Origin of the sequence: Sphingomonas sp. MMS12-HWE2-04, from assembly GCF_044881185.1 — a bacterium.
Classification (GTDB): Bacteria; Pseudomonadota; Alphaproteobacteria; order Sphingomonadales; family Sphingomonadaceae; genus Sphingomonas.
The window spans coordinates 2,169,606-2,195,124 of sequence record NZ_CP173254.1; the positions used below are offsets into that span (position 1 = coordinate 2,169,606).

General features: G+C 66.2%; 24 protein-coding genes, 2 tRNA genes and 1 pseudogene. 5 read left to right on the forward strand and 22 right to left on the reverse strand.

All coding sequences use genetic code 11. The annotated features are described in order from the left end of the window. Positions 1–206: 206 nt before the first annotated feature. From AB2M62_RS09935 to AB2M62_RS10005, 15 genes and pseudogenes are all read right to left on the reverse strand, one after another. Positions 207–602, reverse strand: coding sequence for a cytochrome c-type biogenesis protein (locus AB2M62_RS09935; protein ID WP_404339892.1), 396 nt, complete (start codon positions 600–602; stop codon positions 207–209). Between the two features lie 20 nt (positions 603–622). Further along, a complete protein-coding gene (locus AB2M62_RS09940) occupies positions 623–1,150 on the reverse strand; it encodes a redoxin family protein (RefSeq protein WP_404333384.1) in 528 nt (175 codons plus the stop codon). After that, positions 1,147–3,082, reverse strand: a pseudogene (locus tag AB2M62_RS09945) (heme lyase CcmF/NrfE family subunit). The gene AB2M62_RS09940 and the pseudogene AB2M62_RS09945 overlap by 4 nt, the downstream one beginning before the upstream one ends. After that, positions 3,079–3,513 carry a cytochrome c maturation protein CcmE gene (ccmE, locus tag AB2M62_RS09950; RefSeq protein WP_404333385.1) on the reverse strand — a complete coding sequence of 145 codons (435 nt, stop codon included), beginning with the start codon at positions 3,511–3,513 and terminating at the stop codon, positions 3,079–3,081. The pseudogene AB2M62_RS09945 and the gene ccmE overlap by 4 nt, the downstream one beginning before the upstream one ends. Continuing rightward, positions 3,510–3,641, reverse strand: coding sequence for a heme exporter protein CcmD (locus tag AB2M62_RS09955; RefSeq protein ID WP_404333386.1), 132 nt, complete (start codon positions 3,639–3,641; stop codon positions 3,510–3,512). The genes ccmE and AB2M62_RS09955 overlap by 4 nt, the downstream gene beginning before the upstream one ends. Continuing rightward, the gene (ccmC, locus tag AB2M62_RS09960; protein WP_404333387.1) at positions 3,638–4,363 is read right to left on the reverse strand and encodes a heme ABC transporter permease CcmC; all 726 of its coding nucleotides are present in this window, start codon (positions 4,361–4,363) and stop codon (positions 3,638–3,640) included. The genes AB2M62_RS09955 and ccmC overlap by 4 nt, the downstream gene beginning before the upstream one ends. Positions 4,364–4,589: 226 nt before the next feature. Further along, on the reverse strand, positions 4,590–5,477 hold the full coding sequence (locus tag AB2M62_RS09965) for a DUF4238 domain-containing protein (RefSeq protein WP_404333388.1): 888 nt from the start codon (positions 5,475–5,477) through the stop codon (positions 4,590–4,592). Next, on the reverse strand, positions 5,477–6,247 hold the full coding sequence (locus AB2M62_RS09970; RefSeq protein WP_404333389.1) for a DUF4145 domain-containing protein: 771 nt from the start codon (positions 6,245–6,247) through the stop codon (positions 5,477–5,479). Before AB2M62_RS09970 ends, AB2M62_RS09965 begins: the two co-directional genes overlap by 1 nt. Positions 6,248–6,347: 100 nt before the next feature. Next, positions 6,348–6,914, reverse strand: coding sequence for a DUF3617 domain-containing protein (locus AB2M62_RS09975; protein ID WP_404333390.1), 567 nt, complete (start codon positions 6,912–6,914; stop codon positions 6,348–6,350). A 275-nt stretch (positions 6,915–7,189) separates the two neighbouring features. Continuing rightward, complete coding sequence (locus AB2M62_RS09980) at positions 7,190–8,050, reverse strand: sigma-70 family RNA polymerase sigma factor (protein ID WP_404333391.1); 861 nt, start codon at positions 8,048–8,050, stop codon at positions 7,190–7,192. After that, positions 8,047–8,505 carry a carboxymuconolactone decarboxylase family protein gene (locus AB2M62_RS09985; RefSeq protein ID WP_404333392.1) on the reverse strand — a complete coding sequence of 153 codons (459 nt, stop codon included), beginning with the start codon at positions 8,503–8,505 and terminating at the stop codon, positions 8,047–8,049. Before AB2M62_RS09985 ends, AB2M62_RS09980 begins: the two co-directional genes overlap by 4 nt. A gap of 97 nt (positions 8,506–8,602) precedes the next feature. Beyond that, complete coding sequence (locus tag AB2M62_RS09990) at positions 8,603–8,767, reverse strand: hypothetical protein (protein WP_404333393.1); 165 nt, start codon at positions 8,765–8,767, stop codon at positions 8,603–8,605. A gap of 25 nt (positions 8,768–8,792) precedes the next feature. After that, complete coding sequence (locus AB2M62_RS09995; RefSeq protein ID WP_404333394.1) at positions 8,793–9,845, reverse strand: Leu/Phe/Val dehydrogenase; 1,053 nt, start codon at positions 9,843–9,845, stop codon at positions 8,793–8,795. A 27-nt stretch (positions 9,846–9,872) separates the two neighbouring features. Continuing rightward, positions 9,873–9,949: transfer RNA gene (locus AB2M62_RS10000), tRNA-His, on the reverse strand. Positions 9,950–10,006: 57 nt separating this feature from the next. Then, positions 10,007–10,693, reverse strand: a complete 687-nt coding sequence (locus AB2M62_RS10005) for a hypothetical protein (protein ID WP_404333395.1) — start codon at positions 10,691–10,693, stop codon at positions 10,007–10,009. A 129-nt stretch (positions 10,694–10,822) separates the two neighbouring features. Here AB2M62_RS10005 and AB2M62_RS10010 point away from each other — a divergent pair, with 129 nt between their 5' ends. Further along, entirely contained in the window at positions 10,823–11,503 is a 681-nt protein-coding gene (locus AB2M62_RS10010; RefSeq protein ID WP_404333396.1) for a prolyl hydroxylase family protein, read from the forward strand. Between the two features lie 57 nt (positions 11,504–11,560). On the opposite strand, the gene AB2M62_RS10015 is transcribed toward AB2M62_RS10010, so the two are convergent. From AB2M62_RS10015 to AB2M62_RS10030, 4 genes are all read right to left on the reverse strand, one after another. Next, entirely contained in the window at positions 11,561–14,380 is a 2,820-nt protein-coding gene (locus AB2M62_RS10015) for a TonB-dependent receptor domain-containing protein (RefSeq protein ID WP_404333397.1), read from the reverse strand. 87 nt (positions 14,381–14,467) lie between these two features. Beyond that, on the reverse strand, positions 14,468–16,072 hold the full coding sequence (locus AB2M62_RS10020; protein WP_404333398.1) for a hypothetical protein: 1,605 nt from the start codon (positions 16,070–16,072) through the stop codon (positions 14,468–14,470). A gap of 179 nt (positions 16,073–16,251) precedes the next feature. Beyond that, positions 16,252–17,457 carry an amidohydrolase family protein gene (locus AB2M62_RS10025; protein ID WP_404333399.1) on the reverse strand — a complete coding sequence of 402 codons (1,206 nt, stop codon included), beginning with the start codon at positions 17,455–17,457 and terminating at the stop codon, positions 16,252–16,254. Positions 17,458–17,566: 109 nt separating this feature from the next. After that, positions 17,567–18,457 carry an EamA/RhaT family transporter gene (locus tag AB2M62_RS10030; protein ID WP_404333400.1) on the reverse strand — a complete coding sequence of 297 codons (891 nt, stop codon included), beginning with the start codon at positions 18,455–18,457 and terminating at the stop codon, positions 17,567–17,569. Between the two features lie 79 nt (positions 18,458–18,536). On the opposite strand from AB2M62_RS10030, the gene AB2M62_RS10035 reads away from it, so the two are divergent. Continuing rightward, on the forward strand, positions 18,537–19,307 hold the full coding sequence (locus AB2M62_RS10035; protein WP_404333401.1) for a helix-turn-helix domain-containing protein: 771 nt from the start codon (positions 18,537–18,539) through the stop codon (positions 19,305–19,307). A gap of 85 nt (positions 19,308–19,392) precedes the next feature. On the opposite strand, the gene AB2M62_RS10040 is transcribed toward AB2M62_RS10035, so the two are convergent. From AB2M62_RS10040 to lon, 3 genes are all read right to left on the reverse strand, one after another. After that, positions 19,393–19,467: transfer RNA gene (locus AB2M62_RS10040), tRNA-Val, on the reverse strand. 111 nt (positions 19,468–19,578) lie between these two features. Further along, entirely contained in the window at positions 19,579–19,851 is a 273-nt protein-coding gene (locus tag AB2M62_RS10045; RefSeq protein WP_187726877.1) for an HU family DNA-binding protein, read from the reverse strand. Positions 19,852–19,980: 129 nt separating this feature from the next. Continuing rightward, a complete protein-coding gene (gene lon, locus AB2M62_RS10050) occupies positions 19,981–22,389 on the reverse strand; it encodes an endopeptidase La (protein WP_404333402.1) in 2,409 nt (802 codons plus the stop codon). Positions 22,390–22,480: 91 nt separating this feature from the next. Here lon and AB2M62_RS10055 point away from each other — a divergent pair, with 91 nt between their 5' ends. Genes AB2M62_RS10055 through AB2M62_RS10065 form a run of 3 tightly spaced genes read left to right on the forward strand, consistent with a single transcriptional unit; the run spans position 22,481 to position 25,436 of the window. Next, on the forward strand, positions 22,481–23,113 hold the full coding sequence (locus AB2M62_RS10055) for a hypothetical protein (protein ID WP_404333403.1): 633 nt from the start codon (positions 22,481–22,483) through the stop codon (positions 23,111–23,113). After that, a complete protein-coding gene (locus AB2M62_RS10060; RefSeq protein ID WP_404333404.1) occupies positions 23,113–24,837 on the forward strand; it encodes a M1 family metallopeptidase in 1,725 nt (574 codons plus the stop codon). The genes AB2M62_RS10055 and AB2M62_RS10060 overlap by 1 nt, the downstream gene beginning before the upstream one ends. Beyond that, the gene (locus tag AB2M62_RS10065; protein WP_404333405.1) at positions 24,834–25,436 is read left to right on the forward strand and encodes a methyltransferase family protein; all 603 of its coding nucleotides are present in this window, start codon (positions 24,834–24,836) and stop codon (positions 25,434–25,436) included. The genes AB2M62_RS10060 and AB2M62_RS10065 overlap by 4 nt, the downstream gene beginning before the upstream one ends. Positions 25,437–25,519 lie beyond the last annotated feature (83 nt).

The following is a 25,519-nucleotide window of genomic DNA, read 5'->3' on the forward strand; positions in this document are numbered from 1 at the left end:
CTCAATGATCTTGGGATCGATCTCGCGCGCTTCTTCCTCGCTCCTGACCGGATGCCCCTCCAGGCCTGGCGCGCCTTGCCAGGCATAGCCCGCGCCGCCGAGCAGCAGCGCCGTCGCCGGCACTGTCCATAATTTGCGGGGGAAGCGCAGCAGCACCAGCGCCACTACCGTGCCCGCGGCAACCAGCGCCAGCATCGACCAGCCGATCATGGCTCGCCCCCGGCATTGCGGCGGCGGAAGCTGCGCCGCGCGATCAGCAGGCCCGTGCCGAGCAGCACCAGGGGCGCCAGCCACAACGGCGCGGTGAGCCAGCCGAGCGGCGGATCATAGGTCACATAGTCGCCATAGCGCTGGACCAGCCAGGCGCGGATCCGCTCCGGCGGCTCGCCTGCCTGGATGCGCTGGCGGACCAGAGCGCGCATGTCGCCCGCCATGTCGGCATCGCTGTCGGCGATCGACTGGCCCTGGCAGACCAGGCAGCGCAGCGTCTCCATCAGCGCCTTGGCCTGGGCCTCTTTGTCCGGATCGCGAAGCTGGGTGTTGGCAAGCGCGGCCGGCGGCAGGTTCGAATCGGCAAAAGCCGGCGCGGCGAGCACCAGCATCGTCGCCAGGGCGACGCACCTCACTTCGCCTTCTCCAGCTCGGCGAGCAGCCTGGGCACGTCGTCGTCGCGGATGTCGCCGATATGCTGGTAGGCGATCTTGCCGCGGGCATCGATCACGAAGGTCTCGGGCACGCCCGACGAGCCCAGCGCGAGCTGCGCCGCGCTCGCCTTATCGTCACCGATCGCGGCGTAGGGATCGCCATTCTGGGCAAGGAAGCCTTGCACTGCGTCGGGTGTGTCGCGGATCGCAATCGCGTCGATCCGCGCACCCGCCGCCTTGAGCCTGAGCAGTTGCGGCGCCTCGGCGACGCACGGGATGCACCAGCTTGCAAAGATATTGAGCAGCCGCGGCTTGCCCTTGCCAAAATCCGCCGCCGCGATGCCCGGGCGGCCGGGAAGCAGCGCGGGCAGGTTGAGCGCGGGCAGCGGCTTGCCGACCATCGCCGAACGCACCATCCGGTCGCCCGGCTTGATCAGCCCGCCTGCCACCACCGCAAAGACGATCGCGAACAGCACCAGCGGCCCCCAGAGCAACACCCGCCTCATGCGTAAGCCTCCGCATCGGCATCGCGCCGCGCGTGGCGCAGCCGTCCGGCGAGCGCCAGCAGTCCGCCCAGCGCGATCAGCCCGCCGCCCAGCCAGATCAGCGTGACGAACGGCTTCCACCACAGCCGCAGCTGCCAGCGTCCCTGCGCGTCGCCCTGCCCCAGCACGGTGTAGAGCTGACCGTCGACCATCGTCGAGATCGCGGCCTCGTTGGTCGTCGTCGGCGGCGTCGCGAAGAAGCGCGACTGGGGCAGCATGTCGAACGCATCGCCGCCGCCGCGCGAGACGCGCAGCTTCGCCTCCAGCGCCGACCAGTTGGGCCCGACCACCGGCCGCACCTCGACCAGCGTCGCGCGGAACGGCCCGATCGTCACATTGTCGCCGATGCTCACCGCCGCCAGCCGTTCGAGCTTGAACGCGCTGTCCGCCGCCATCCCCGCCAGGCTCACCGCCACGCCGAGATGCGCGATGACCATGCCATAGATGTGCAGCGGCGTGCGCTTGAGGTTGCGCCGGATCAGCGGCTGGACGCTCGCCACCGCCAGCCCCGCCGCGAGCCCGATCGCCAGCACCGGCACGAAATGCGCGCCGCCCGACAGCGCAAAGATCAGCGCGAACACCAGCCCTGCCGCTCCGGCGGGGACCAGCAGCTTGCCGGCCAGCGCGTTCCAATTGTCGCGCCGCCAGCGCAGCAAGGGCCCGGCCGCCGCCGCCGCGACCAGCGCCAGCGCCACTGGGGCGATCGCCTTGTTGAAGAAGGGGGCGCCGATCGACAGCTGCACCCCCGCCGCCTGGGCGACCAGCGGATAGAGCGTGCCGAGGAACACCACCCCGAGGATCACCGAGAGCAGCAGATTGTTGAGCACCAGCGCGCCTTCGCGGCTGACCAGCGCAAAGGTCGTGCCCTGCGTCACCGTCCCCACCCGTGCGCCGAACAGCGCCAGCGCGCCGCCGATATAGAGCCCCAGCAGCGCGAGGATGAAGGTGCCGCGAGTCGGGTCTACCGCAAAGGCATGGACGCTGATCAGGATCCCCGATCGCACCAGGAAGGTGCCGATCATCGACATCGAGAACGCCACCACCGCGAGCATCAGCGTCCAGGCGCGCAGCCCGTCGCGCGCCGCCAGCACGTTGACCGAATGGAGCAGCGCCGTCGCCGCCAGCCACGGCATCAGCGAGGCATTCTCCACCGGGTCCCAGAACCACCAGCCGCCCCAGCCGAGCTCGTAATAGGCCCAATAGCTGCCCGCAGTGATCCCCAGCGTCAGGAAGATCCACGCCCCCAGCACCCAGGGCCGCATCGCCCGCGCAAATGCCGGGCCGACATCGCGCGTCAGCAGCGCCCCCACCGCGAAGCTGAACGCGATCGAGAGCCCGACATAGCCGAGATAGAGCGTCGGCGGGTGGAAGGCGAGGCCGGGATCCTGGAGCAGCGGATTGAGCCCGCGCCCGTCCGCCGCCGGCGGATCGAACTCGCACGAACGGGTTCGAGGCAAAGGCCAGAAAGGCATAGAAGCCCAGTCCGATCGCCGCCTGCGCACCCAGCGTCGCGGCCAGCGTCGCCGGCCCCAGCCGCCGCTCGAACAGCGCCACCCCTGCGCCCGAGATCGCCAGCACGGTGACCCAGAGCAGCATCGAGCCCTCATGGTTCCCCCAGGCGCCGGCGATCTTGTACAGCAGCGGCTTGAGCGAATGGCTGTTCTCTACGACGAGCAGCACCGACATGTCGCTGCGCACGAACAGCGCGATCAGCAGCCCGAACGCGAGCAGCGCCAGCGCGCCCTGCAGCGTCGCCACCTGGCGCAGCGCGCGCATCAACGCCTCGCCCTGCCCGGCGATCGCGCCGCGCGCCGCGCCCCAGGCGAGCAGCACCTGCACCAGCGCGAACGCCGCCGCGATCCACAGCGCGGCAAGACCGGCTTCGGCGATCATTGCTTCAGGCTATCCGTCTTGTGCATCTTCCCCGCCACCTGCGGCGGCATGTAGCGCTCGTCATGCTTGGCGAGCAGATTGTCGGCCACGAAACTGCGATCGGCGGCGAACTTGCCCTCGGCGACCACCCCCGATTCCTCGCGAAACAGATCGGGCGTCACGCCGCGGAAATGCACCGGCACCTTGGCCACCCCGTCGGTCACCACGAAATCGACCGAGACTCCGTCGGCGCGCCGCACCAGCGATCCCTTCGCGACCATCCCGCCGAGCCGCACCGCCTTGCCGACCGGCACCGGCTTCCCCGCCACGTCGCCGGGCGCATAGAAGAACGCCGCCTGGTCCTTGAGCGCCGAGAGTGCGAGCAGCCCTGCCCCCACGATCGCGGCGAGCGCGAGCAGCCCGAGCACCAGCCGTTGCTGTTTGGGCTTCATGCGTCGCGCCGCAGATCTTTTACTGCGGCCTCGGCGCGACGCATCGCGCGCCAGCTCAGCAGCGCCAGCCCCGCCGTTCCCGCCACGGTCACGCCATAGGCAGCCATCACGAACGCCCAATGGTTCATTGGCTCGCCATCCGGCGCAGCCGCGCCTCGAGCTTCTGCGTCGCCAGTGCCGCGCGCATCCGCATCAGCACCACCCCGGCAAAGACCAGGCTGAATCCGGCCAGCGTGAAGAACAGCGGCCACAGCATCGATCGGTCGATCGACGAGCTGGTCAGCCCGATGCTCTGCCCCTGGTGCAGCGTGTTCCACCACACCACCGAATAGCGCACGATCGGCAGCAGCACCGAACCGGCGATCCCGAACAGCGCCGGCACCCGCCCGTCGCCGCCGCGCTCGGCATCGGCCCGCGCCAGCGCCATATAGGCGATGTAGACGAAGAACAGCAGCAGCATCGAGGTCAGCCGCCCGTCCCATTCCCACCAGGTGCCCCAGGTCGGCCGCCCCCAGATCGATCCGGTGATCAGGCAGAGCGCCGCGAACACCGCCCCCGCCGGCGCGATCGCCCGCGCGGCGATGCTCGCCAGCGGATGCCGCCACACCAGATAGACCAGGCTGGCGATCGCCACCCCGCTCCACCCGCCCATGCCCAGCCAGGCGGTAGGCACATGGATGTAGAGGATGCGTACGCTCTCCTTCTGGAGATAGTCCGGCGGCGTCAGCGTCAGCCCGGCCCACGCCCCGAACGCCGCCAGCGCCACCCCCGCCCAGAACAAAACCGGCGTCAGCGGCCGCGCCAGCTTGAGGAAGCGCGCGGGATTGGCAAGGGCGTGCAGGGTAGCCACGGAACAGGGGTTAGCCGGGTTTGGGGGCGGAATTTATGTCTGGGATCAAAAGGAGGTAGAGTCTCGGTTTACCTTCATTCGCGCCAATGTGGAGCGAACGACTTTTCAACGCATTGCGAACGTAAAGGCTGGCGACTTCGGAAGCTCGACCAAAGCGTAAATGCTCGCGCTCGGAATGGGCGATCCCGTTGCCTCGCATTCCTGCTTTCGGACGCTGGCAACTCGTTCAAAGCTTGCTCGGCGCCAAAAACGGCGGGATCTGATGGGCCCCGAAGTGCTTTCGGATAAATAAGTCCTGTGCCTGATCACGGGCAATCACACAGTGCTGAGCACGCTGGACAGCGAGCTTGTTCATTACCCGAACTGCTGACTTTGGTCGAAGAGTGTCGGCCATCGCTTTTGTGCGGTCGCTCGTCGCAGCCACCAAGAATTTCGTAGGACTAAGTGGCATTGCAATGTGACCATCGTCTGTCTTGAGTGGCACCAGAACGACAGGATGGTCTGATAGCAGGAGCCGATGGTCTGCTGTCGAGCAGTCGAATATTCGCCAAGGTAGTTTGATGATGTGACGAATTGTCCGGTCACTGCCTAACCCATCTGCGAACATGCGAAACGCGCTCTCTTTGGCCTCATGCGGATTCAGCATTTCGAGAAATTCTGTGGCCGTCTCAGGCATCCCCGGCTTGCGCATTGCGGCGTATTTTTCGGATACTTCGGTGTCGCGCCAGATTTGCTCCAGTGAGGCCATTGTCCCGGTCATCTGATATGGGGTGCGAAGCAACATGGTTCTCAAAAACACAGCCCAGTCATTGCGCACAATATTATCGCGGAGCGCCATAGGATCCGATACTAACGCTTCCAGCGCTCGCGCGCCTTTTTCGTCAATTATTTTGAAAACGGCCCACTCCAGCGCCTGTGCGTTCCATTCATCCATTTCTGCCCGTGGATGCCGGTATAAGTCCTCTCGAAATCCGGCTGCGCTAGGGAACACACGTCGCCGAACCACGACACCGTTGATGCGCTCGTATCGTTCCACCCGCCTGTCCTCACCGGCCCATTTGCGTTGGTAGAATTCCGGGATGTAATGATGGCGCCTGGGTGGGTTGCCCGTCATCAGCCTTCTGCTTTGTCCTCTCTATGGGTTGAATCCCCGGATATCGACTTCGGCTTCTTGGCGCCGGCGACCTTCAACACAGCAGCAATGCGCTCTGCGCGCTTCCCTCGAGCTACATACCAGTCGGCAAAGAGCATCTCGATCAAACTCAACAGCTTTTGAGCCTCGCCCGGATCAACCTCTAGAACTACGCCGTCGATCTCGCTCATATGTGCACCAATATTACCCACATCTTTGAGCGCGAGCATCGCCTCGATCGTGTCTGCGTCCACGCCGCGCGGAAGCCTATCCTCATTCGCCAACAGTCGCAGTGCCTCGATCTCATCATAAAGGGTGCGCTTCTTTATGCCGCAGAAGTCCCGGATCATCCCCTGCAGGCACCGCCGGGCGAGGGTGGCGGACGACTTCGGGCTGAGTTCAATGATCGACCAAGCCTCCTGATAATCCTCAAACATTGGTGCTGGAACGTGGTCGGGAAATGGCTTGCCAACCGCCCCCGGATAAAGGCGCTTAGAGACAAATGTGGAGTCTTCAATGAACTTGGCGTAACCGCCTACGTAGCGGCCGCTACTGAGCGCCACATCTACTGTAAGGCGCATACATGCTGGATTCGCACAGCTAACAACCGTCCCTGATACATGCAGGTGTTCCGCCTTATCAGGTGGCACCATCTCTGCGAACTTGCCGACGTGCACAGTGTTCGCGAAGCGGCTAAATGCCTTATCAGTGATGATCTGCGCGATTCCGCAGTGCGGGCAATAGAAGCTCATAGATCCCCCGAAAAAGAGGATTGTACGCGAATTTCACCGTAAGCAACGTGTCTTTAGTGGCATAAACCGACCGAAGAACCAGTAAACACGAGGCAACCCCTCACCCAGCCTTCGTCGCAGCATCGCAAGCGCCGACGCGCTTGCCGGTAACCTGCGTCTTGGTGGTAACCTTGCCGCCGCTGCTCGGGCCGCCGGGCATCGCGGGCATCATCATCGTCGCCTCGCTGATCATGTCGTATTTGTCGCTGGCGAACGTGCCGCTCATCGATGCGCGCATTTCGCCCACGGTCATTCCCGGCGCGTTCTTGCAGACCAAGGTCCCGCTCATCTTGCCGCCGCGCATTTCGAACTTCTCATAGGTGCAGTTCTTGGCGGCACCCAGCATGTCCTGAGGCGGCTTGGCGGCCTGTTCGGGCGTGAGGCAGGTCTCGACCGTCGTCGCCTTCATCTGCTGCTTCATCGCCGCCGCGGTCGCCGCGGGGATGCCCGGGCCTTCCACCGAGAGGATCGACACCGTGGTGGCCCATTTGCCAGGCTCGAGCTTCACTGCATCCTTGGTGGCCGCCGCCACTTCCTCCACCGAGGCATTCTCGGCGTGCACGCTCGGCTTGGAATTGCAGGCCGCCAGCATAGCAATGGCGGGAATAACGATCGTCAAACGCTTCATACCCTCTTCTCCCTCTTCGAAAATCGTCGTGCGACCGTTCTCGTTATGCTTGCGCAACGCTCGATCGCGCGCACGGGTCCGGCATGATCGAGGTCTATTAGCGACGGGGCCTAAACCATTCCCCTCCCGACAAGGGAGAGGTTGGGGTTGGGCGGCGGCTGGCTGGGCTCCATGCCCGCCAGACGCGTCGGCGATCCCGCAGATGACTCTCTTGAGCGCGCAGACGCGCGCACCCACCCCCTTACCCCTCCCTGCAGGCAGGGAGGGGCGCTATGTCAATGCACCACGCCAAGATGCCCCAGCTTGTCGGGATTGCGCATCACATAGATGCCGCGCACCTTGCCGTCCTCGATCGCCAGCGCAGTGGTCTGGAGCAGCCCGCCCGGCTCGATCGTCAAGAAACCCGGCAGGCCGTTGATCAGGCCGAAGCGCACCACCCGCGACATCTCCTGCGCGAAGAAGCGGGCGAGCGAGCTATGCAGCTTGATCATGTCCTCCACCCCGTGGATCGGCTTGAGCCCGGCCTTCACCTTGCCGCCGCCATCCGAATAGAGCGACACATCGGCGGCAAGCAGCCCGCGCAGTGCGCCCATGTCGCCGCTGCGCGAGGCGGCGAAAAACGCCTGGGCGATCGCCGTCCCCTTCTCTTTGGGCATGTCAAAGCGCGGCCGCTCGGCGCGGACATGCGTGCGCGCCCGGCTGGCGAGCTGGCGGGTCGCGGCGGGGTCGCGGCCGATTGTCTCGGCGATTTCGTCAAAGCCCAGGCCGAACACGTCGTGGAGCAGGAACGCCGCGCGCTCCAGCGGCGAGAGGCGCTCGAGCGCGAGCATCAGCGGCAGCGTGACGTCGTCGGGTTCGCCATCCTCGGGCTCGACCACCGGCTCGGGCAGCCACGGCCCGACATAGGTCTCGCGCCGCGCCCGCGCCGACTTCAGCTGGTCGAGGCACAGCCGGGTGACGACACGGCGCAGAAATGCCTCGGGCTCGCGCACCGCGGCGCGATCGGTGCCCAGCCAGCGCAGGAACGCGTCCTGCACCACGTCCTCGGCATCGGCGACCGAGCCCAGCATGCGATAGGCGATGCGCGCCAGCCGCGGCCGCAGCGGATCGAACGATGCGGCCGCGCCCTCGCTCATGCCGCGGCGGCCGCCGGCTTGTCGGTATAGAACAGGTCGAACGCCACGGCGATCCGGTTCCACCCGTTGATCGCGTTGATCATCAGCGTGAGCTGCACCTGCTCCTCCGGCGTGAACTGCGCGGCCAGCGCATCGTACAGCGCCTGGGGCGCCCGTGCGGTGGATACCAGAGTCAGCGCTTCGGTCCAGGCCAGCGCGGCGCGCTCGCGCTCCGAATAGAAGGGCGCTTCGTGCCAGGCGGCGAGCACGTGCAGCCGCTGCTCGCTCTCGCCGGCCTTGCGCGCCTCGGCAGTGTGCATGTTGAGGCAATTGGCGCAGCCGTTGATCTGTGAGGCGCGGATCTTGACCAGTTCGAGCAGGTCGGGCTCGATCGCCGGGGCGATCTTCATCGACATGTCGAGCCACGCCTTCATCGGGGCGGGCGCGGCGGCGAAGGGGTCGAGGCGTTGGGTCATGGTCGGTCTCCTGTTGGGGTTACAGGAAGCATGACGAGATTGGTGCAATGGATGTGACATGGCGGACGATTTTTCCCGGTCCCCCTGCACCAGGAGATCAGATCACCCGCTTGCCCTTGGTTCGTCCAGTGAGATGAAACCGTCCGCACCGGTCACAGCGATAGAAGCGCAGCACCACGTCCGCTCGGCGGATGGCGTCGAGCGCGTCGGTTTCGGAGCCATAGGCCCGCTTGCTGCGGCAGATGCTCAGCCTCGTGCGCATGGCTGCTCCGCAGCGGCGCCGCGAATCAGGCCCGGCCGATCAGCCGCTGCGCGATACGGTCAGCGACCTCGCTCTCGGGATCGCCAGTGCGCGCGCTCTCGTCCCACACTTCGATCAGCCGCTCGGGGATCTTGTCGACGCGTGCCTGGACCTCGGCCATGTTGCCCTGCCCCAGATATTCGAGGCCGACATTGATGATTCCGCCCGCGTTGATGACGTAATCAGGCGCATAGAGGATGCCGCGGTCGTGCAGCCGCTGGCCGTCCGCGCGGGTGGCGAGCTGGTTGTTCGCGCCGCCGGCGACGACCTTGGCCTTGATCTGCGGGATCGAGGCTTCGGTCAGGATCGCGCCCAGTGCGTTGGGGCTGAACAAGTCGGCGTCGTGCGTCAGGATCGCACTCGCGTCGACGGCTTCGGCGCCCAGCTCGGCGGCCAGCGTCTTGGCCCGTTCGGCATTGACATCGGCCAGCGTCAGCACGGCGCCATCGGCCGCGAGCAGCCTGGCAACGCCGCCGCCCACCGATCCGACGCCCTGGATCGCGACGCGCACGCCGCGCATCGTATCGGCACCCAGCCCGCGCTTCGCCGCCGCCTTGACGCCCAGATAGACGCCGCGCGCGGTCACCGGCCCCGGATCGCCGCCCGCCCCGCCGGCTGCAACCGGCAGGCCCGAGACATGGCGCGTCTGGGTGGCGACCACCTTCATCCGCGCCTCGGACATGCCGACATCCTCGGCGGTGACGTATTTGCCGACCAGCGATTCGACCGCGCGACCAAAGGCTTCGAGCTGCGCATCGGTCACCGTCGCGCCCGGCTCGGCGGCGAGTATCACGCCCTTGCCGCCGCCCAGCGGCAGGTTGGCCATCGCGTTCTTGTAGCTCATGCCCCGCGAGAGCCGCAGCGCATCGGTGATCGCCGCGTCCGAATTGGCGTAGTTCCAGAAGCGTACGCCGCCTGCCGCCGGCCCGAGCGCCGTAGAGTGAACCGCGATGATCGCGCTCAGCCCGCTTGCACGGTCGGTGAACAGGTAGACGCCTTCATGGTCGTCGAAATCGGGAAAGCCCCAGTCGATCAACACTCTGTGGTCCGCTTCTAGGGAAGAATATGGGGCGACCGACGGGACTTGAACCCGCAACTTCCGGCATCACAAGCCGACGCTCTAACCAATTGAACTACGGTCGCCGCGAAGAAGGCGCGCTTAGCGGGGCCTGCGAGCGAGCGCAAGATGATTGCTGACGATTATCCACGCGAAATGCGCACGGCCTCTTCCGGGGCGATCACGCCCTGCCGCGCCAATGCACGCGCGGCGGCGGCGAGATTGGGGGCGCTCAGATAGGCGTGGCGCGCGAGCAGCGGTGCGTCGGCGCCATCATAGATCAGCCGGCGCATCGCGGCGTCGATCTCGACGCCCTCGAACACGCACACCGACCCTGTCTCGCCGCTGCCGTAGCAGGCGTCGCAGCCCTCGGCCTTCCACAGGATCGCGCCGGGATCGAGTCCGAGCAGCGCCGAGGCCGAGCCGTACGCCTGAACCGGCTCGCGGCACGCTGCACATAATCGTGCCGCCGGGCGCTGGGCAATGACGAGACGCAGCGACGCGGCCAGCGCAAATCGGTCCGGCGCGGTTCGGCGGAGCGCGACAATCGTGCCCACCGCGTCAGCGCCGCTGGTCACCGCGACGACTTGACCAATTTCCGCCGCCTCGATCGCTTCGCCAAGCGCACCGCGCGTTTCGACGAGCCCTGCATCTTCGGCACCCGATTCGCGTTGCAACGCAGCCGCGGTCTCGTCCGCGCCCGCCCCCGCCGCGATGATGAGGCCGGAAGGCCGGACCCAGGCCCGCGCCACCGCGCGGCGGAGCTGCGGCGCCATGTCGAGGCCTGTTTCGCCAGCATCGTCGAGCGCGGTCTCTGCGTGTCGCTGCATCCGGTACGCACCCCTGTGTGGCGCCCTTCCCTATGACGTGCGTCTTGCGCTTTTGTGACGCTCGAGAGTCGACCGTTTCCGAAAGGTATCGGGCTGGCATCCCCGGCGCCGATTTGGCAAAAGCGGGCCATGCAGAACTCCGCTGTCGATGGCCTTTCGTCGCCTCCCAATTTCGGTTCGGGGCACCCGTCCGAACCCATTGTCGAGCACATACTGCGCCAGTCCGGCGTCCAGCGCGTGCCGAGCCCGAAAGTGGCGATGTTCATCGTCAAGAACTTCATCGATGCAGAGGCATGCCGTCAGTTGATGGCACAGATCGATAGCAAGCGCCGGCCTTCGACGATCGCCGACGCCAATGGCGACTATGCGTTTCGCACCAGCGAGACATGCGATCTCGATTCAGCGGAGCCGCTGGTCGTCGAACTCAAGCGCAGCATCGTCGCGCTCACCGGCATCGATCCCACCCATGGCGAGCCGATGCAGGGCCAGCGTTACGCCGTCGGCCAGGAGTTCAAGGCGCATACCGACTATTTCGAGCCGAGCGGCCAGGACTATGCCCAATATTGCAGCGTGGCGGGCAATCGCACCTGGACGGTGATGCTTTATCTCAACCAGGTCGAAGCCGGCGGCGCGACGCGCTTCAAGGCAATCGACAAGATCGTCCAGCCCGAAACGGGCAAGCTGCTCGCTTGGAACAATCTGCGCCCGAACGGCACGCCCAATCCGTCGACGCTGCACCATGCGATGAAGGTGCGCGCCGGCACCAAATACGTCATCACCCAGTGGTTTCGCGAACGTCCCTGGATCTGACGAGAACGGGCTCCGCGGCATGCCCCGGAGCCCGTCTCAGCCAAGCGGCTGCGATGATTAGAAGGTCGTGCTCACGCCGAGCGTGAAGACGCGGCCGACATTGTAGCGGTTGATGTACACCACGTTGCCGTTGTCGAAGGTTTGGTTTTCATTGAAGCGCGTCCGCGTCAGGTTGCGCCCCTCGAGCTTGAGCTCGAACTGGCCACCACCGATCTCGAAGCCCTGGCGCGCAACGATGTCGAAGCGGATCCCCGGATGCTCGATGATGTCGGGCTGGAAGCCGTTGCCCGATAACAGCGACGGTCCGCGATTGGTCACGCGGTCGCTGGCATAGTTGAACAGGAAGGTCAGCTGCGACAGGCGATCGGTATCCTCGATGCCGAGCTGCAGATTGACCAGATGGTCCGACTGGCCGGTAAGCGGCGCGCCGTCGCGGAACTGCAGGCTGGCCGGGCCGAAGCCGGCAGCGCAGCCTGACAGCGTCTGGTTGAGCACGTTCGGCACGCAGGTATCGTCGGCAGTGATCGACGAATGGGTGTAGGTGTAGTTGGCGATCACCACGGCGCGGCGCGTTGCGAAGAAATCGCCGCCCAGGCCATTGAGACGCACATATTTCTGCAGCTCGACTTCTCCGCCGTACAGCGTCGCCTTGGGCAGGTTGGTGAAGCCGGTCTGGAGGCGATCATCGGCGCCGGTGTAGAAGCCGACCTGCTCGATCGGATTATCGATCTTCTTGTAGAAGCCGGCCAGCGTGAAGCGCTGATCGCGCGCATAGAAATATTCGAAGCGCGCCTCGAGGTTGAGGAGCTTCGAATCCTGGAGCAGCGGATTGCCGAAGAACAGGCGATCCGAATCCGGATCGCGGAACTGCTGCGGCGCGAGTTCGCGGAACTGCGGGCGCGAGATCGTCTTCGATACGCTGGCGCGCAGCTGCATGTCCTCGGCGAAGTTCCAGGTCAGCGTCGCTGCCGGCAGGAAATAATCATTGTTCAGCTTCGTCGTCGCAGTGCCGATCGGCGTGACGCTCTGCTCGCCCTTTTCGTAGCGCACGCCGACCACGGCGCGCAGGCCATCGAGCGCCTCGGTCTCGGCCTGGAGATAGCCGGCATTGATGCGCAATTTGGCGTCATAGGCATAGGCGCCGAGCGGCGTGTTGAACTGCAGCTCGATCGTGCATGCGCCGACGCCGACTTGCGGGCAGGCATTGTTCACGACGTCCGGGCTCAGCAGATAATCCGGACGCAGCAGATTATAGGGATAGCCCACCGAAGTGCCACCACCGGCACTGGTCTGGTAGTTGAACTGGAGACGCTGCGAGAAGCGCGACGTATCCGAATAATAATAGCCCGCGGACAGCGTCGCGACATCGGGAATCTTGTAGGTGAGGTCCGCCTGCCCGGTCCACAGATTCTCGTTCAGATCCGAAAAGATGATCGAAGCGAACGGCGAAAAGCGCTGGGTGACCTGATAGGCGCCGTTGCACTGGAAGCCGGTGGCACCATTGCCGCCGTCATAGCTGATCGGCGCGCCGGTGGTCGTCTGATTCGAGCAGAGATAGTCGAACTGGCGCTCATACGGCGCCTTGCGCTTCGAATTGGCATAGGCACCGCGGACATCCAGGCCGAGCGCATCGGAGAGATGGAACTCGCCGACGAGCTGACTTTCGAACAACTCGCGCTGGAACCAGTTGGTGTTCTGCTGGAAGCGCAGGCCGCTGGAATTGTTGTAGACTTCCGCCGCCGAGCCGCGCGCCTGCTTGAGCACGTCGCGGATATAGACGTTTGTCCAGCGAATGGTGTTCTCGCCGAACTCATAGCCCAGGCCGATCAGGGCGTTGCCGACGATGCGATTGTCTGTGAGCAAGGTGTGGAAGTCGTTGCGGACCGCACCGGTATCGGTGACGCTGTCCTGCTGCAGGATCGAGCGCGTCCGGAAGGTGTTGCTGTACCCCACCGACGTGATCAGGCCGAGCTTGTCGCTGCCGATGTCGATCACCGAGCCCGTGCTCAGTTCCGCCGACCAGTTCGCGGGCAGCTGGTTGTTGCGCTGGAGCAGCGTGGTCGAGGCGTTGGAAAGCTGAAGCACCTGCGCGGCAGGAATGGTGCCCGAGCCACCGGGCGCGTTGCGGATGAAGTCGGGCACCTTGCGCGTGCCGTCATCGAAACCGAGCCAATCGGTGTCGCCGCCATAATAGGTATAGCCGAGCTCGCTCGTCGTCGCGTCGTCGGCCGAGATCGAACCGCCGACGGTGACGAAGTTCTTGGCCGGGATCGCCTTGGTGGTGAGGTTGATGACGCCGCCGCCGAACTCGCCGGGATAGTTGACCGAATAGGTCTTCTGGACGAGCGCCGAACCCACGATCGTGGTCGGGAAGATGTCGAGCGGGACCGAGCGGCGCAGCGGCTCGGGGCTCGGCAAGGGCGAGCCGTTGAGCAGCGACGAGGAATAGCGATCGCCAAGGCCGCGGACATAGACGAAGCCGCCGCCGACGACGCTGAGGCCGGTGACGCGGGTGAGCGCGCCGGCGATGTCGCCTTCGCCGGTCCGGGCGATGTCCTCGGTCGACAATACCGAGACGATCTGCGGCGTCGCGCGGACGACGTTGGGGATGTGACGGCCGATCACGACGATGTCTTCGGTGCCGCCGACGTCCATGCCGGGCGCCGAGACTTCGACTTCGGGCTCGCTCTGCGGATCCTGGGCGTCGGCAGGCGTTGCCGACGTGGTCTGGGCCGGCGTGGTCTGGGCCGGCGTGGTCTGGGGCGGTGCCGCTGGCGCTGGCGAAGCAGTGCCGCCGGCGGTCTGGGCGAGCGCGGCCGGCGAGACGAGTTGAGACGTCAGGAGAAGAAGCGTGGCATAAGCAAGTCGTCGCTGCATGGCCGTGTCATCCAGTCGTGAAAGTACGTGCGATGCCGGGGCGGCGGCTGGCGCCGCCCCGGCATGGTTGCTTCAGATCGGTTCGCCTCAGCGGCCGTTGCAGCTGAAGTAGACCGAGTTGAACACCGGCGGGCCCTGGTCCTGGATCGAGGCATCGGCTTCGCGGATCGTCGAGCGGTCCGCTGCACTCTTTTCGCCAGCGATGAAGTTGGTGCAGGCGACGCCGGTCGGCGACTTCACGACACCATTGACGAAAGTCATGTCGGCACCGCCGCGCAGGCGGATGGCTGCCGGCGCGATCGCCGTCTGGATGAAGGTGAAGTTCGCATAGCGACCCCAGGTGCGCGGCAGCAGATCTTCGGCACCGTTCGAGTCGATCTCGGTCGAGAACGAGTTGGCGGTGGCGCCGTTGACCTTCTGGGCGGCGATCATGAACTGGATGAAACCGCGCCAGCCATTGTCGACGTCGAAGCCGTCGTCGTCGGCGCCGGTGACCGCGATGTACTTGATGTTCGTGGTGCCACCGAAGATCTCGATGCCGTCATCCGCCGAATTGTGGCTCTGGATGTGATCCAGCACCGTGCCCGAGCCGGTCGCGCCCAGGGTCAGGCCCTGCAGCTCGTTGCCGTCGGAGATGGCGATGCCGCTGTAGCGGATCTGGACATACGACATCTGGCCGCTGCTGTCGGCTTCGGCGTTGCCGCCGTAGAAGCGCCCGGTCACGCCTTCGATCGCCTGCTGGCAAGGTGTGCCGCTGGCACCGCCGGTGCCGGTAGCGCAGACCGCGGTGGTCGAGCGGCCGAGCAGGATGATGCCGCCCCACTGACCCTGAGTTGCGTCGCTGACGCCGTTGTTGGCGAGGTTCTGCTGCGACGTGAAGATGATCGGAGCGGCCAGCGTGCCGACTGCCTGGATCTTCGAGCCGCGGTTGACGAGCAGCAGGTCGTTGCTCGCTTCGGTCGAGTTGGCGGCGATGACCACGCCCGGCTCGATGGTCAGCGTCACGCCCGCACCGCCGGTCGCGCCGAGATCGGTGCCGACTTCGGTCTGGCCGCGCAGGCGATAGAACACGCCAGCAATCTTCGGCAGCGTCAGGTCGGTGGCAACCGCCGTCGGGATACGGCAGGCGCGGAACGTCTGGACCAAGCCATCATCGATGGTACCGGTCGGGCAGACCGCAGTCGAACCGCCGGTGCCGACTGCCGGCACCGCGGTGCAGGCTGCGCCGGTGCCGCCGAACTGCGCGGCGGTCGAGTTGCAGGTCCAGCCCTGGAACGCGGTGTCGGTCGGGCCGTTGAGCGCGCCGGCATAGTTGGTGCTGGTGAAGAATGCGCCGAGCGTAGCGGGGTTTGCAGCCGTGGTCAGCGAGGTTGCGCTGTTCGGATACACGCCCGTCATCTGGTTGGTGCCGTTGACGTTATTGTTGGTGCCGCGGTTGACGATCGCCAACTGCTCGTCGGCAGTGATGCTGAGCGCCGGGGTGCCCTGGGGCGTGACTGCAGCGAACTGGGCCGCCGTGATCGGCGCAGTCGGCGTCGGGGTCGGGGCACTCGGCGGGGTTGGCGTGGGCGTGACGATGACGACGCTGCCGGCACCCGGCGAGGCCACATTGTCCGCGCCGTTGCAGGCGGAGAGTGCCGCGGAGGCGGCAGTCGTCATAAGAATGAGGCCGTAGCGCTTGAAGCTCGCCATCGCGCAAAAACTCCCGGTCGTATCGTTGCTGATCCGGGCGCGCGGCGATGATGTGGAAAACCCCCTCTCGCGCCCAATCGGGGCGTTAAGCGCGATAAATGACGCCCACATTCAGAACGCGAGACGCTTTGGTGACGTCTGAATGACTCTTAAATGACAATAGTCCCGAAATGACGCGATCAGTCGCGCGGGACCCGCCTGCCCCGCTGGAACACCAGCCGCACTTTCGACAGCACGGTGATGTCGGCGGTCGGATCGCCTTCGACCGCAACGAGATCGGCAAGCTTGCCCGGCGCGATCGTGCCAATTCGGTCGTCCAGCCCGAGGATCGCGGCGTTGCCGGCGGTGGCGACGCGCAGCGCCTCGGACGGCGGCATCCCCAATTCGGCCATCAGCACGATCTCGCGGGCATTCTCGCCATGCGCGAACACCCCGGTGTCGCCGCCCGCGCACATCGTCACGCCAGCGGCCAGCGCGGCGCGATAGCTCGCCAGCTTCGCAGCCGGGACAGTCGTGCCGGCATAGCGGGCAATCGCGTCGCTCGCGGCGAGCGTCGGGCACAAGGCTACGCCATGCGCCTTCATCAGCCGGAAGATCTCCGGCGTGCCGTCATTGCCATGCTCGATCGTGTCGGCACCCGCCAGCACCGCGCGGCGCATCCCCTCGACCGTGCTGGCATGGACCGCGACCTTGCGCCCCGCATCGTGCGCGGCCGCGATGCCGGCCCTGAGCTCGTCGAGACTGAAGGTCGCGCGGCTTGGTTCACCCGGGCCCCATCGATAATCGGCATAGAACTTCACCCAATCGGCGCCGTGGGCGATCTGGCGACGTACCGCCGCGATGATATTCTCAGCACCGCTGGCTTCCTCGGCTCCCTGCGGCACGTCAAAGGCATAGCCCTTGGGGCCATAGGCGCCGGTGGCGACCAACGCGCGATCGGCGATCAGCAGCCGCGGGCCGGGCACCACGCCCTGCTCGATCGCGGCCTTGAGCCCTGCATCGGCGTCGCCTGCTCCCTCGGTGCCGAGATCGCGTACCGTGGTGAAGCCGGCCATCAGCGTCGCCCGGGCATGCGCCACTGCGCGCGCGGTACGCAGCGACAGCGGCTCCTTGATCACCTGATCGTTCCAGCTCGCCTCATCATAGGGATGAAGGAAGAGATGGACGTGCAAGTCGATCAGCCCGGGGAGCAGCGTCGCGCCGGGCAGCGCCAGCGTCTCCGCGGTTGCCGGCGCGGACACGTCGGGCCCGACCGCGACGATGCGCTCACCCTCCACGAGCACCTTCCAGCCGGGATGCGCGACACCGTCGGTCGCGGTGAAGACGCGGTCTGGAACGAGCAGCGTGGCCTGGCCCTGCGCCGATGCAGCGGACGGGAGGGTCATAGCGATCAGCGCGAGCGCCAATTTGACTCGCTTCGCGGTAAGCGCCGCGCGACTCCGATCCCCCGCCATGCCGAGGAAGGTGGCAGGCAAAATCCTACATTGCCAGCCCTCAAAGCCCGGCGGTCATCGCTACCCCGGCGGTTACGGCGAGCACGCCGAGCGCCATCGTCACGGTGACGCGCTCGCGGAACAGCCGGTGGCCGGCGAGCGCGGCGATCGGCATCTCGATCACGCCCAGCGAGCGCACCGCCGCCGCGGTGGTCAGGTTGAGCGCGAGGAACCAGCCCGACGAAGCGAGCCCGCCGAACATCCCTGCCCCCAGCGAGTGGCGCCAGCCCTTGAAGATCGCGACCAGCGCACGGCGGTCCCATATCGCCAGATAGGCAGTCAAGGCCGCGGACTGGATCGCCTGGACGATCGTCAGGCTCGCCATCGCCGCGAAGAACGGATGGTGCGGCTCGAGCCCGAGCCCGGCATGGCGAAAGGCATTGAGCGCGAAGCCGAAGCACAACCCCGAGACGATGCCGAATGCCACCCCCGCCACCGGATGCGCCACGCTCGCCGCGCCGCGTGGCCAGGCGAGTGCGGCGAGGCCGATCGTGGTGAGCCCCACCCCTGCCCAGCCGAGCGCGCTCAGCGTATCGCCGAACACGGCGAGGCCGAGGATCGCGGCAAGCGGCACCGAGCTCAGCTGGAGCGCGGTGCCGACCGCGAAGCCGGCGCGGTGCATCGCCATCAGTAGCGCCGCGGTGGCGGCGACCTGCGACACGGCGCCGGCGAGCGCCGGCCACCAGAAATCCCAGCCGAACCGCGGATGGAGATCGTGGCTCAGCGCAACGGCGATCGCGGCAAGCGCAAGCGAAAAGGGCAACCCGAACAGGAAGCGCACCAGCGTTGCGCCCCATGGCCCCGAACGCGGCATCAGCCCGCGCTGGAGCGCATTGCGTCCGACCTGGAGCGCCGCCGCCGCCACCGTTGCACCCATCCACAGCAAAGCCACCCGAAATTCTCCTTCGGCGCGGCGCTAGCGGCTTTCAAGACTGGTACAAGTAATCACTTATCCTGGTATAAACGCTGTCATGGACAGCAACGCAGATCTGCTCGGCAGCTTCGTTCGCGCACATCGCGAGCGGCTGACGGCCGAAATCGGGTTCGGGCGGCGACGCACGCCGGGGCTGCGGCGCGAGGAGCTGGCGCAGCGCGCCGGGATCAGCGCGACCTGGGTCGCGTGGATCGAGCAGGGCCGCGACGTGAAGGCGTCGCCCCAGGCGCTGGCGCGGCTCGCCGCGGCGTTGGGACTCAACCAGGCCGAGCGCACCTATCTGTTCGAGCTGGCCGGGCGGCGCGACCCTGCCCTGCCCGCTCTGGCGCCGGGCGACGATGCCCCGGCGTCGATCGCGGCGCTGGTCGCGACGCTGGCGGTGCCGGCCTATGGGCTCGACCGGCTCTGGAACGCGTGCGCGTGGAATCCGCAGGCCGCCGCGCTGTTCGCCGGCTGGCTCGACGACGGGCACGACCGCAATCTGCTGCGCTATCTGTTCCTCAGCCCGGCGGCGCGCACGCTGCTGCCCGACTGGCAGGACCGCGCCCGGCGCAACCTTGCCGAATTCCGCGCCGACTTCGCCAAGGGCCGCGGCGATCCGCGGCTGCAGCAACTCGTTGACGCGCTGAGCGCCGAGAGCACTTTCTTCGCCGAAGCCTGGCACGACCAGTCGGTGCTCGCTCGCGAAGGCGGCCGCCGGCTGTTTGTCGTTGCTGAGGGCGAGCGCGCCTTCGATCAGCACAGCTTCGCGCCGTCGGAGCGGCCCGATTGCAAGCTGGTCGTGCTGGTGCCGGTGGTTTCGATCTAAGGCCGCTGCGCACTCTCTGCGCGGATGGACGCCCTTTGGCCGTAGAAAGAAAAAGCCCGCCAGTCGCGCGACCGGCGGGCCAATATGGTGGGCGCGGCAGGGATTGAACCTGCGACCCCACCCGTGTGAAGGGTGTGCTCTACCACTGAGCTACGCGCCCGAACCTCGGTTCGGAGGGTTGGCCCCGAGCAAGCGGGGCCGAAACGGGAAGCGGGCCTTTAGGCGGAGCGCGGTGCGCTGTCCAGCCCCTCAGACCGCCTCCCGATCAAAATCAGTTGACCGAGTCCTTCAGGCCCTTGCCGGCCTTGAACTTGGGCTGGTTCGACGCCTTGATCGTCATTTCCTCGCCGGTGCGCGGGTTGCGGCCGGTGGAGGCCTTGCGCTTGCTCACCGAAAACGTGCCGAAGCCCACGAGGCGGACTTCATCGCCCTTCTTGAGCGCAGCCGAAATCGCGTCGAACACGGCTTCAACGGCCTTGCTGGCATCGCCCTTGCCAAGACCGGACGTGTCGGCGACTTGGCCGATCAGCTCTTGCTTGTTCATGCTGGTGGGATCCCCCTGGTAGCTGGTATTTCGAAAATGAGTCGCGGCGTTGGCCGGACGCGTCAGCAAGCACGCGACCGCCACCGCTGTCAAAGGCTTTCCGACGGAAATCCGCCGGAAAGCCGTGTCTCAATGATGGACGGCGTCGCCCATCGCCGGCACCCCGACCGGGGGCTGTGCGGCGAGTTCGTCGGCATCGGTCCAGTCGATCGCGGTGAGCGGCTCGATCAGCGCGAGCCGCAGCACTTCGTCGACATGCTTGACCGGGACGATCTCGAGACCCTCGCGGATGTTCGCCGGGATCTCGGCGAGATCCTTCTCATTCTCGGCCGGGATCAGCACGGTCTTGATGCCGCCGCGCAGCGCCGCGAGCAGCTTCTCCTTGAGACCGCCGATCGGGAGCACCCTGCCGCGCAGCGTGACTTCGCCGGTCATCGCGATGTCGCGGCGCACCGCCACCCCGGTCATCGTCGAGACGATCGCAGTGACCAGGCCGATACCCGCCGACGGGCCATCCTTGGGCACGGCCCCTTCGGGCAAATGGACATGGATGTCCTTGCGCGCGAACAGGCTCGGCTTGATGCCGTAGCTTGGGCTACGCGCCCGCACGAAGCTGAACGCCGCCTCGACCAATTCCTTCATGACGTCGCCGAGCTTGCCGGTGGTCTTGATCATGCCCTTGCCGGGCACGGTGACGCTTTCGATGGTCAGCAGCTCGCCGCCCACTTCGGTCCAGGCCAGGCCGGTGACGGCGCCGATCTGGTTCTCCTCTTCACCCAGCTCGTGGCGATATTTCGGAACGCCGGCATATTCGTGGAGGTTTTCCGGCGTGACGGTGACGCTGGTTTCCTTGCCCTCGAGGATTTTGCGGAGCGCCTTGCGGGCGAGCTTGGCGATCTCGCGCTCGAGCGTGCGGACGCCCGCCTCGCGCGTGTACTTCTGGATCAGCGCGCGCAGCCCTTCGGTGGTGAGCGCAAACTCGCCGTCCTTCAGACCATGCGCCTCGATCTGCTTCTCGACCAGATGGCGCTCGGCGATCTCGACCTTCTCGTCCTCGGTATAGCCCTCGAGCCGGATGATCTCCATGCGGTCGAGCAGCGGCTGGGGCAGGTTGAGCGAGTTCGCCGTGCACACGAACATCACGTCCGAAAGATCGATGTCGATCTCCAGATAATGATCGTTGAACTTGTTGTTCTGCTCGGGGTCGAGCACTTCGAGCAGCGCCGAGGCGGGATCGCCGCGGAAATCCTGGCCGAGCTTGTCGATCTCGTCGAGCAGGAACAGCGGATTCGAAGTGCCGGCCTTTTTGAGATTGGTCACGATCTTGCCCGGCAGCGAGCCGATATAGGTTCGCCTGTGGCCGCGGATCTCGGCCTCGTCGCGCACGCCGCCCAGCGACTGGCGGATGAACTCGCGCCCGGTCGCCTTGGCGATCGATTTGCCGAGCGAGGTCTTGCCCACGCCGGGAGGCCCGACGAGACACAGGATCGGCCCCTTCAGCTTGTTGGTGCGCGCCTGGACCGCGAGATATTCGATGATCCGGTCCTTGACCTTCTCCAGCGCATAATGATCGCCGTTGAGGACGTCCTCGGCCTCGACCAAGTCCTTTTTGAGCTTCGACTTCTTGCCCCAGGGCAGGCCGAGCAGCACGTCGAGATAATTGCGCACGACGGTCGCCTCGGCGCTCATCGGCGCCATGGTCTTGAGCTTCTTGAGCTCGGCGGTCGCCTTGGTGCGCGCTTCCTTGGAGAGCTTAAGGGTCGCGATCTTCTGAGTGAGCTCGGCAACCTCGTCGCCATCACCTTCGTCGCCCTCGTTACCGAGTTCGCGCTGGATCGCCTTCAATTGCTCGTTGAGATAATATTCGCGCTGCGTCTTCTCCATCTGGCGCTTGACGCGGCTGCGGATCTTCTTCTCCACCTGGAGCACGCCGAGCTCGCCCTCCATGAAGGCGAACACCATCTCAAGGCGCTTCTGCGGATCCTTCTCGACGAGCAGCGACTGCTTCTCGGCGACCTTGACTGCGATGTTGGCGGCAACCGCGTCGGCAAGGCGCGACGGATCGTCGAGCTCGCCGAGCTGAACGGCGGTCTCGGCCGGCAGCTTGCGGTTGAGCTTGGCATAATTTTCGAACTGATCGACCACCGAACGCATCAGCGCCTGGAGCTCGGCGCTCGCCTTTTCCAGCGTGTCGTTGTCGGCCTCCACGGGGCTGACGCTGGCGGTGAGGAAGGCCCCGCCCTCCTCGACCGAATCGAGCGTGCCGCGCTCCTTGCCGGCGACGAGCACGCGGACCGTGCCGTCGGGCAGCTTGAGCAACTGGAGCACTTCGGCCGAGACGCCGGTATCGTACAGGTCCTCACGGCCGGGATCGTCCTCGGCCGGATCGAGCTGTGCGACGAGGAAAATCTCCTTGTCGTCGGCCATTGCGGCTTCGAGCGCGGCGACCGACTTGTCGCGGCCGACGAACAGCGGCACGATCATGTGCGGAAAGACGACGATGTCGCGAAGCGGCAGGACGGGATAAGACTGCTTCATGGATACTCCTGAGCCCGTGCGGCTCTTATTCTCCACTATATATGGGGGTCGCGCCAGCGGCATCAATCGTCGTGCATTGATTGGCTGTGGATTGGCGCTTCCGCTGGCGGCGAAGGCCGCGGCGCTGCCGCGCGAGGACCTGCTCGATCGCGCGTTGCGGGCGATGGGCGGGCGCGCGAAGCTCGCGCGGGTGAAGGCGCTTCGCTGGACCGGCCAGGCGCAAGTGATGCTCCGCGACAAGAGGCTGGAACTCGAGATCGACACGCGAGTCGAGCCGTTCGTCCGCGCAAGATCCCGCAGTTGGCTTGCGGGTAAGCCGGATACCGCACGCACGCTGATCATCGAGCCCGCGGGCGGTTTCGTCGAGCGGAGTGGCGAGCGAAAGCCGCTGCCCGCACGCCAGACGCTGCACGAGCGCCAGCAATATGGGCTCTATGGCTATATGCTGCTCGCGCTGGCGCCGACGCAGGTGGAGGGCGGCCGCCTGACAGCACAGCACCCCGGCCTGCCGCCGGTCCGCTTCGAGCTTGAAGGCGACTATCTCGCCGTCGCCGATTACACGGTCGCCAGCCCGGACAGCGACGCCGTAATCGCCCAGCGCTTCCTGTTCGAAGGCGAGCAGCCCGACCAAGGCGTGCATTGGCCGCACACGATCACGATCCTGCAGAACGACAAGCCCTATTTCATTCTCGACATCGAGAGTTTCTCGGTGGAATTCGCCTGATGGAGAAGCCTATCCCTACGCGCCTGCTGCTCGTCGCATCCGCTCTTGCCCTTGCCGCCCCTGCGGCGGCGCAGATCCGTCCCGGCGAGCCGCCGATCACGGCAATCACCCAGGCCTCGGGCGGTCCGATCGACGCCGAACGCGCGGCGCTGCATCTTGAGCATGTCGATCTCGCCATCGAAGTGCTGCCCGACAAGCAGCGCCTGGAGGGCATCGCGACGCTGACGCTGCGCACCGCCGCGGCGCAGACCCGGCTGCTGATCGATCTCGACAGGAACCTGCCGGTCAGCGCGATCAGCATCGACGGCAAGCCGCTCGCGCACACCGCGTGGAGCAATCCCGAGGGGCGGCTGGCGATCACCCTGCCCCGCCCGCTCAAGGCCGGTGGCAGCGCGGTGGTGAAGATCGTCTATGGCGGCACACCGCATGTCGCGGTGCGCGCGCCATGGGACGACGGGTTGGTCTGGGCCAAGACGCCGACCGAGCGAAAGCCCTGGGTGGCGACGACGGCCGAGGGCTATGGCTGCGACCTGTTCTGGCCATGCCTCGATTTCCCACGCGGCGAGCCCGACCTTGTCGATCTCCACATCACCGCGCCCAAGGGCCTTTCCGCGCCGGCCAATGGCCTGCTGCAGAAGATCGAAACGTTGCCCGACGGGCGCACGACCTGGCACTGGAAGGCGCGCAGCCCGAACCCCTATTCGGTCGCGCTCGACGTCGCCCCCTACAAGGAAGTCGCCGGGACCTATGCCAGCCGCTTCGGGCCCAAAATCCCGATGCACTATTGGTATCTGCCCGGCCGCGAGGCCAAGGCGGCGGCGCTGTTCGCCGAGTTCGCGCCGGCGCTCGATTTCTTCGAGGCCAATATCGGGCCCTATCCCTGGTGGGACGAGAAGGTGGGCGTGGTCGAGACGCCGCATCTCGGCATGGAGCACCAGACGATCAACGCCTATGGCAACAACTACAAGAAGACGCCGAGCGGCTTCGACGAGATCTTCCAGCACGAGCTCGCCCACGAATGGTTCGGCAATCAGATGTCGGCCGCCAACTGGGACGATTACTGGCTGCACGAGGGCTATGCCCAGTACATGCAGCCGCTCTACGGCCGCTGGCGCGAGGGCGAGGCGCGCTATGCCGCGATGATGGACGATTTCCGCAACCAGATCGCGAACCAGGCGCCGATCGTCTCGGGCCGGATCATGACCGAGGAGGAAGTCTACGAGGCTGAAAAGGGCGGGCCCGGCAGTGACATCTATGTCAAGGGCGCCTGGGTACTTCACACGCTGCGCAATCTGATCGGCGACCAGGATTTCTGGGAAGTCACCCGGCGCCTGGTCTATGGCCGCGCCGATCCCAAGCCGGGCAATTTCCAGCCGCGCTTCGCGACAACGCCCGAATATGTCGGCATCGTCAATCAGGTGACGGGCAAGGACCTAAGCTGGTTCTTCGACGTCTATCTGCGCCAGGCTGCGCTTCCCGAGCTGATCGAGACCCGCCAGGGCGGCCGGCTAACCCTCAAATGGAAGGTGCCGGGCGACAAGCCCTTCCCGCTTCCGGTCGAAGTCGCGATCGACGGCAAGGTGCAAAGCGTGGCGATGGCCGGCGGCAGCGGCAGCATCGCCGTGCCGGACGGCGCGCATGTCGTCATCGATCCGGCGTCGCGCATCCTGAAGCGCTCGGACGCCGTCGAGGCGGCGCAGCGCTATCTGGGCCGCGGCGGATGAGCTGGGTTGCCCCCCAGCCGACCAGCCTCGGCGCGGTCGTGGTGATGGCGCTGGGGTTCGCGCTGTTCGTCGCGTCGCTGGGGCTCGTGCGGCTGAGGTTGCGGCATCCGGGCAGGAGCAAGGGCGGGCATGGCGCGCCGCGTTCGATGCTCGGCGTCGCGATCCAGAGCCTCGGCTTCCTGGCTGTCGGCGTCGGGCCGATCGTGGCCACTCTCGCCCCGGGATCCCCGGCAGGGCTGGCGCAGGCGGCGCTGGTGCTCGCGCTGATGGGGCTGACGATCGGGCTGTTCGCGGCGGCAGCGCATGCGATGGGGCATAATTGGAGCATCGTCGCGCGGACCCGATCGGACCACGCCCTGGTGACCTGGGGTCCGTTCGCGCTGGTCCGCCACCCGATCTATGTCGCGCTGTTCGCCATGCTGCTCGCGATGGCGCTGGCCTTCGGCCATCTCCGCGGCTTGGTCCCCGGCGTGCCGCTCTACTGGATCGGCACCTGGCTGCGCGTGGCCGAAGAGGAACGGCTGCTGCGCCTGCGCTTCGGCCCGACCTATGACGCCTATGCCGCGCGGGTGAAGCGCTTTGTGCCTGGGTTGCTCTGATCCGGCCTGGGCCGGGCGAGGGGAGATCGACCGGAATTGGTGGCTAACCGCCAGTCCGCTCTTCCGCACGGGAGCTGGCTTCG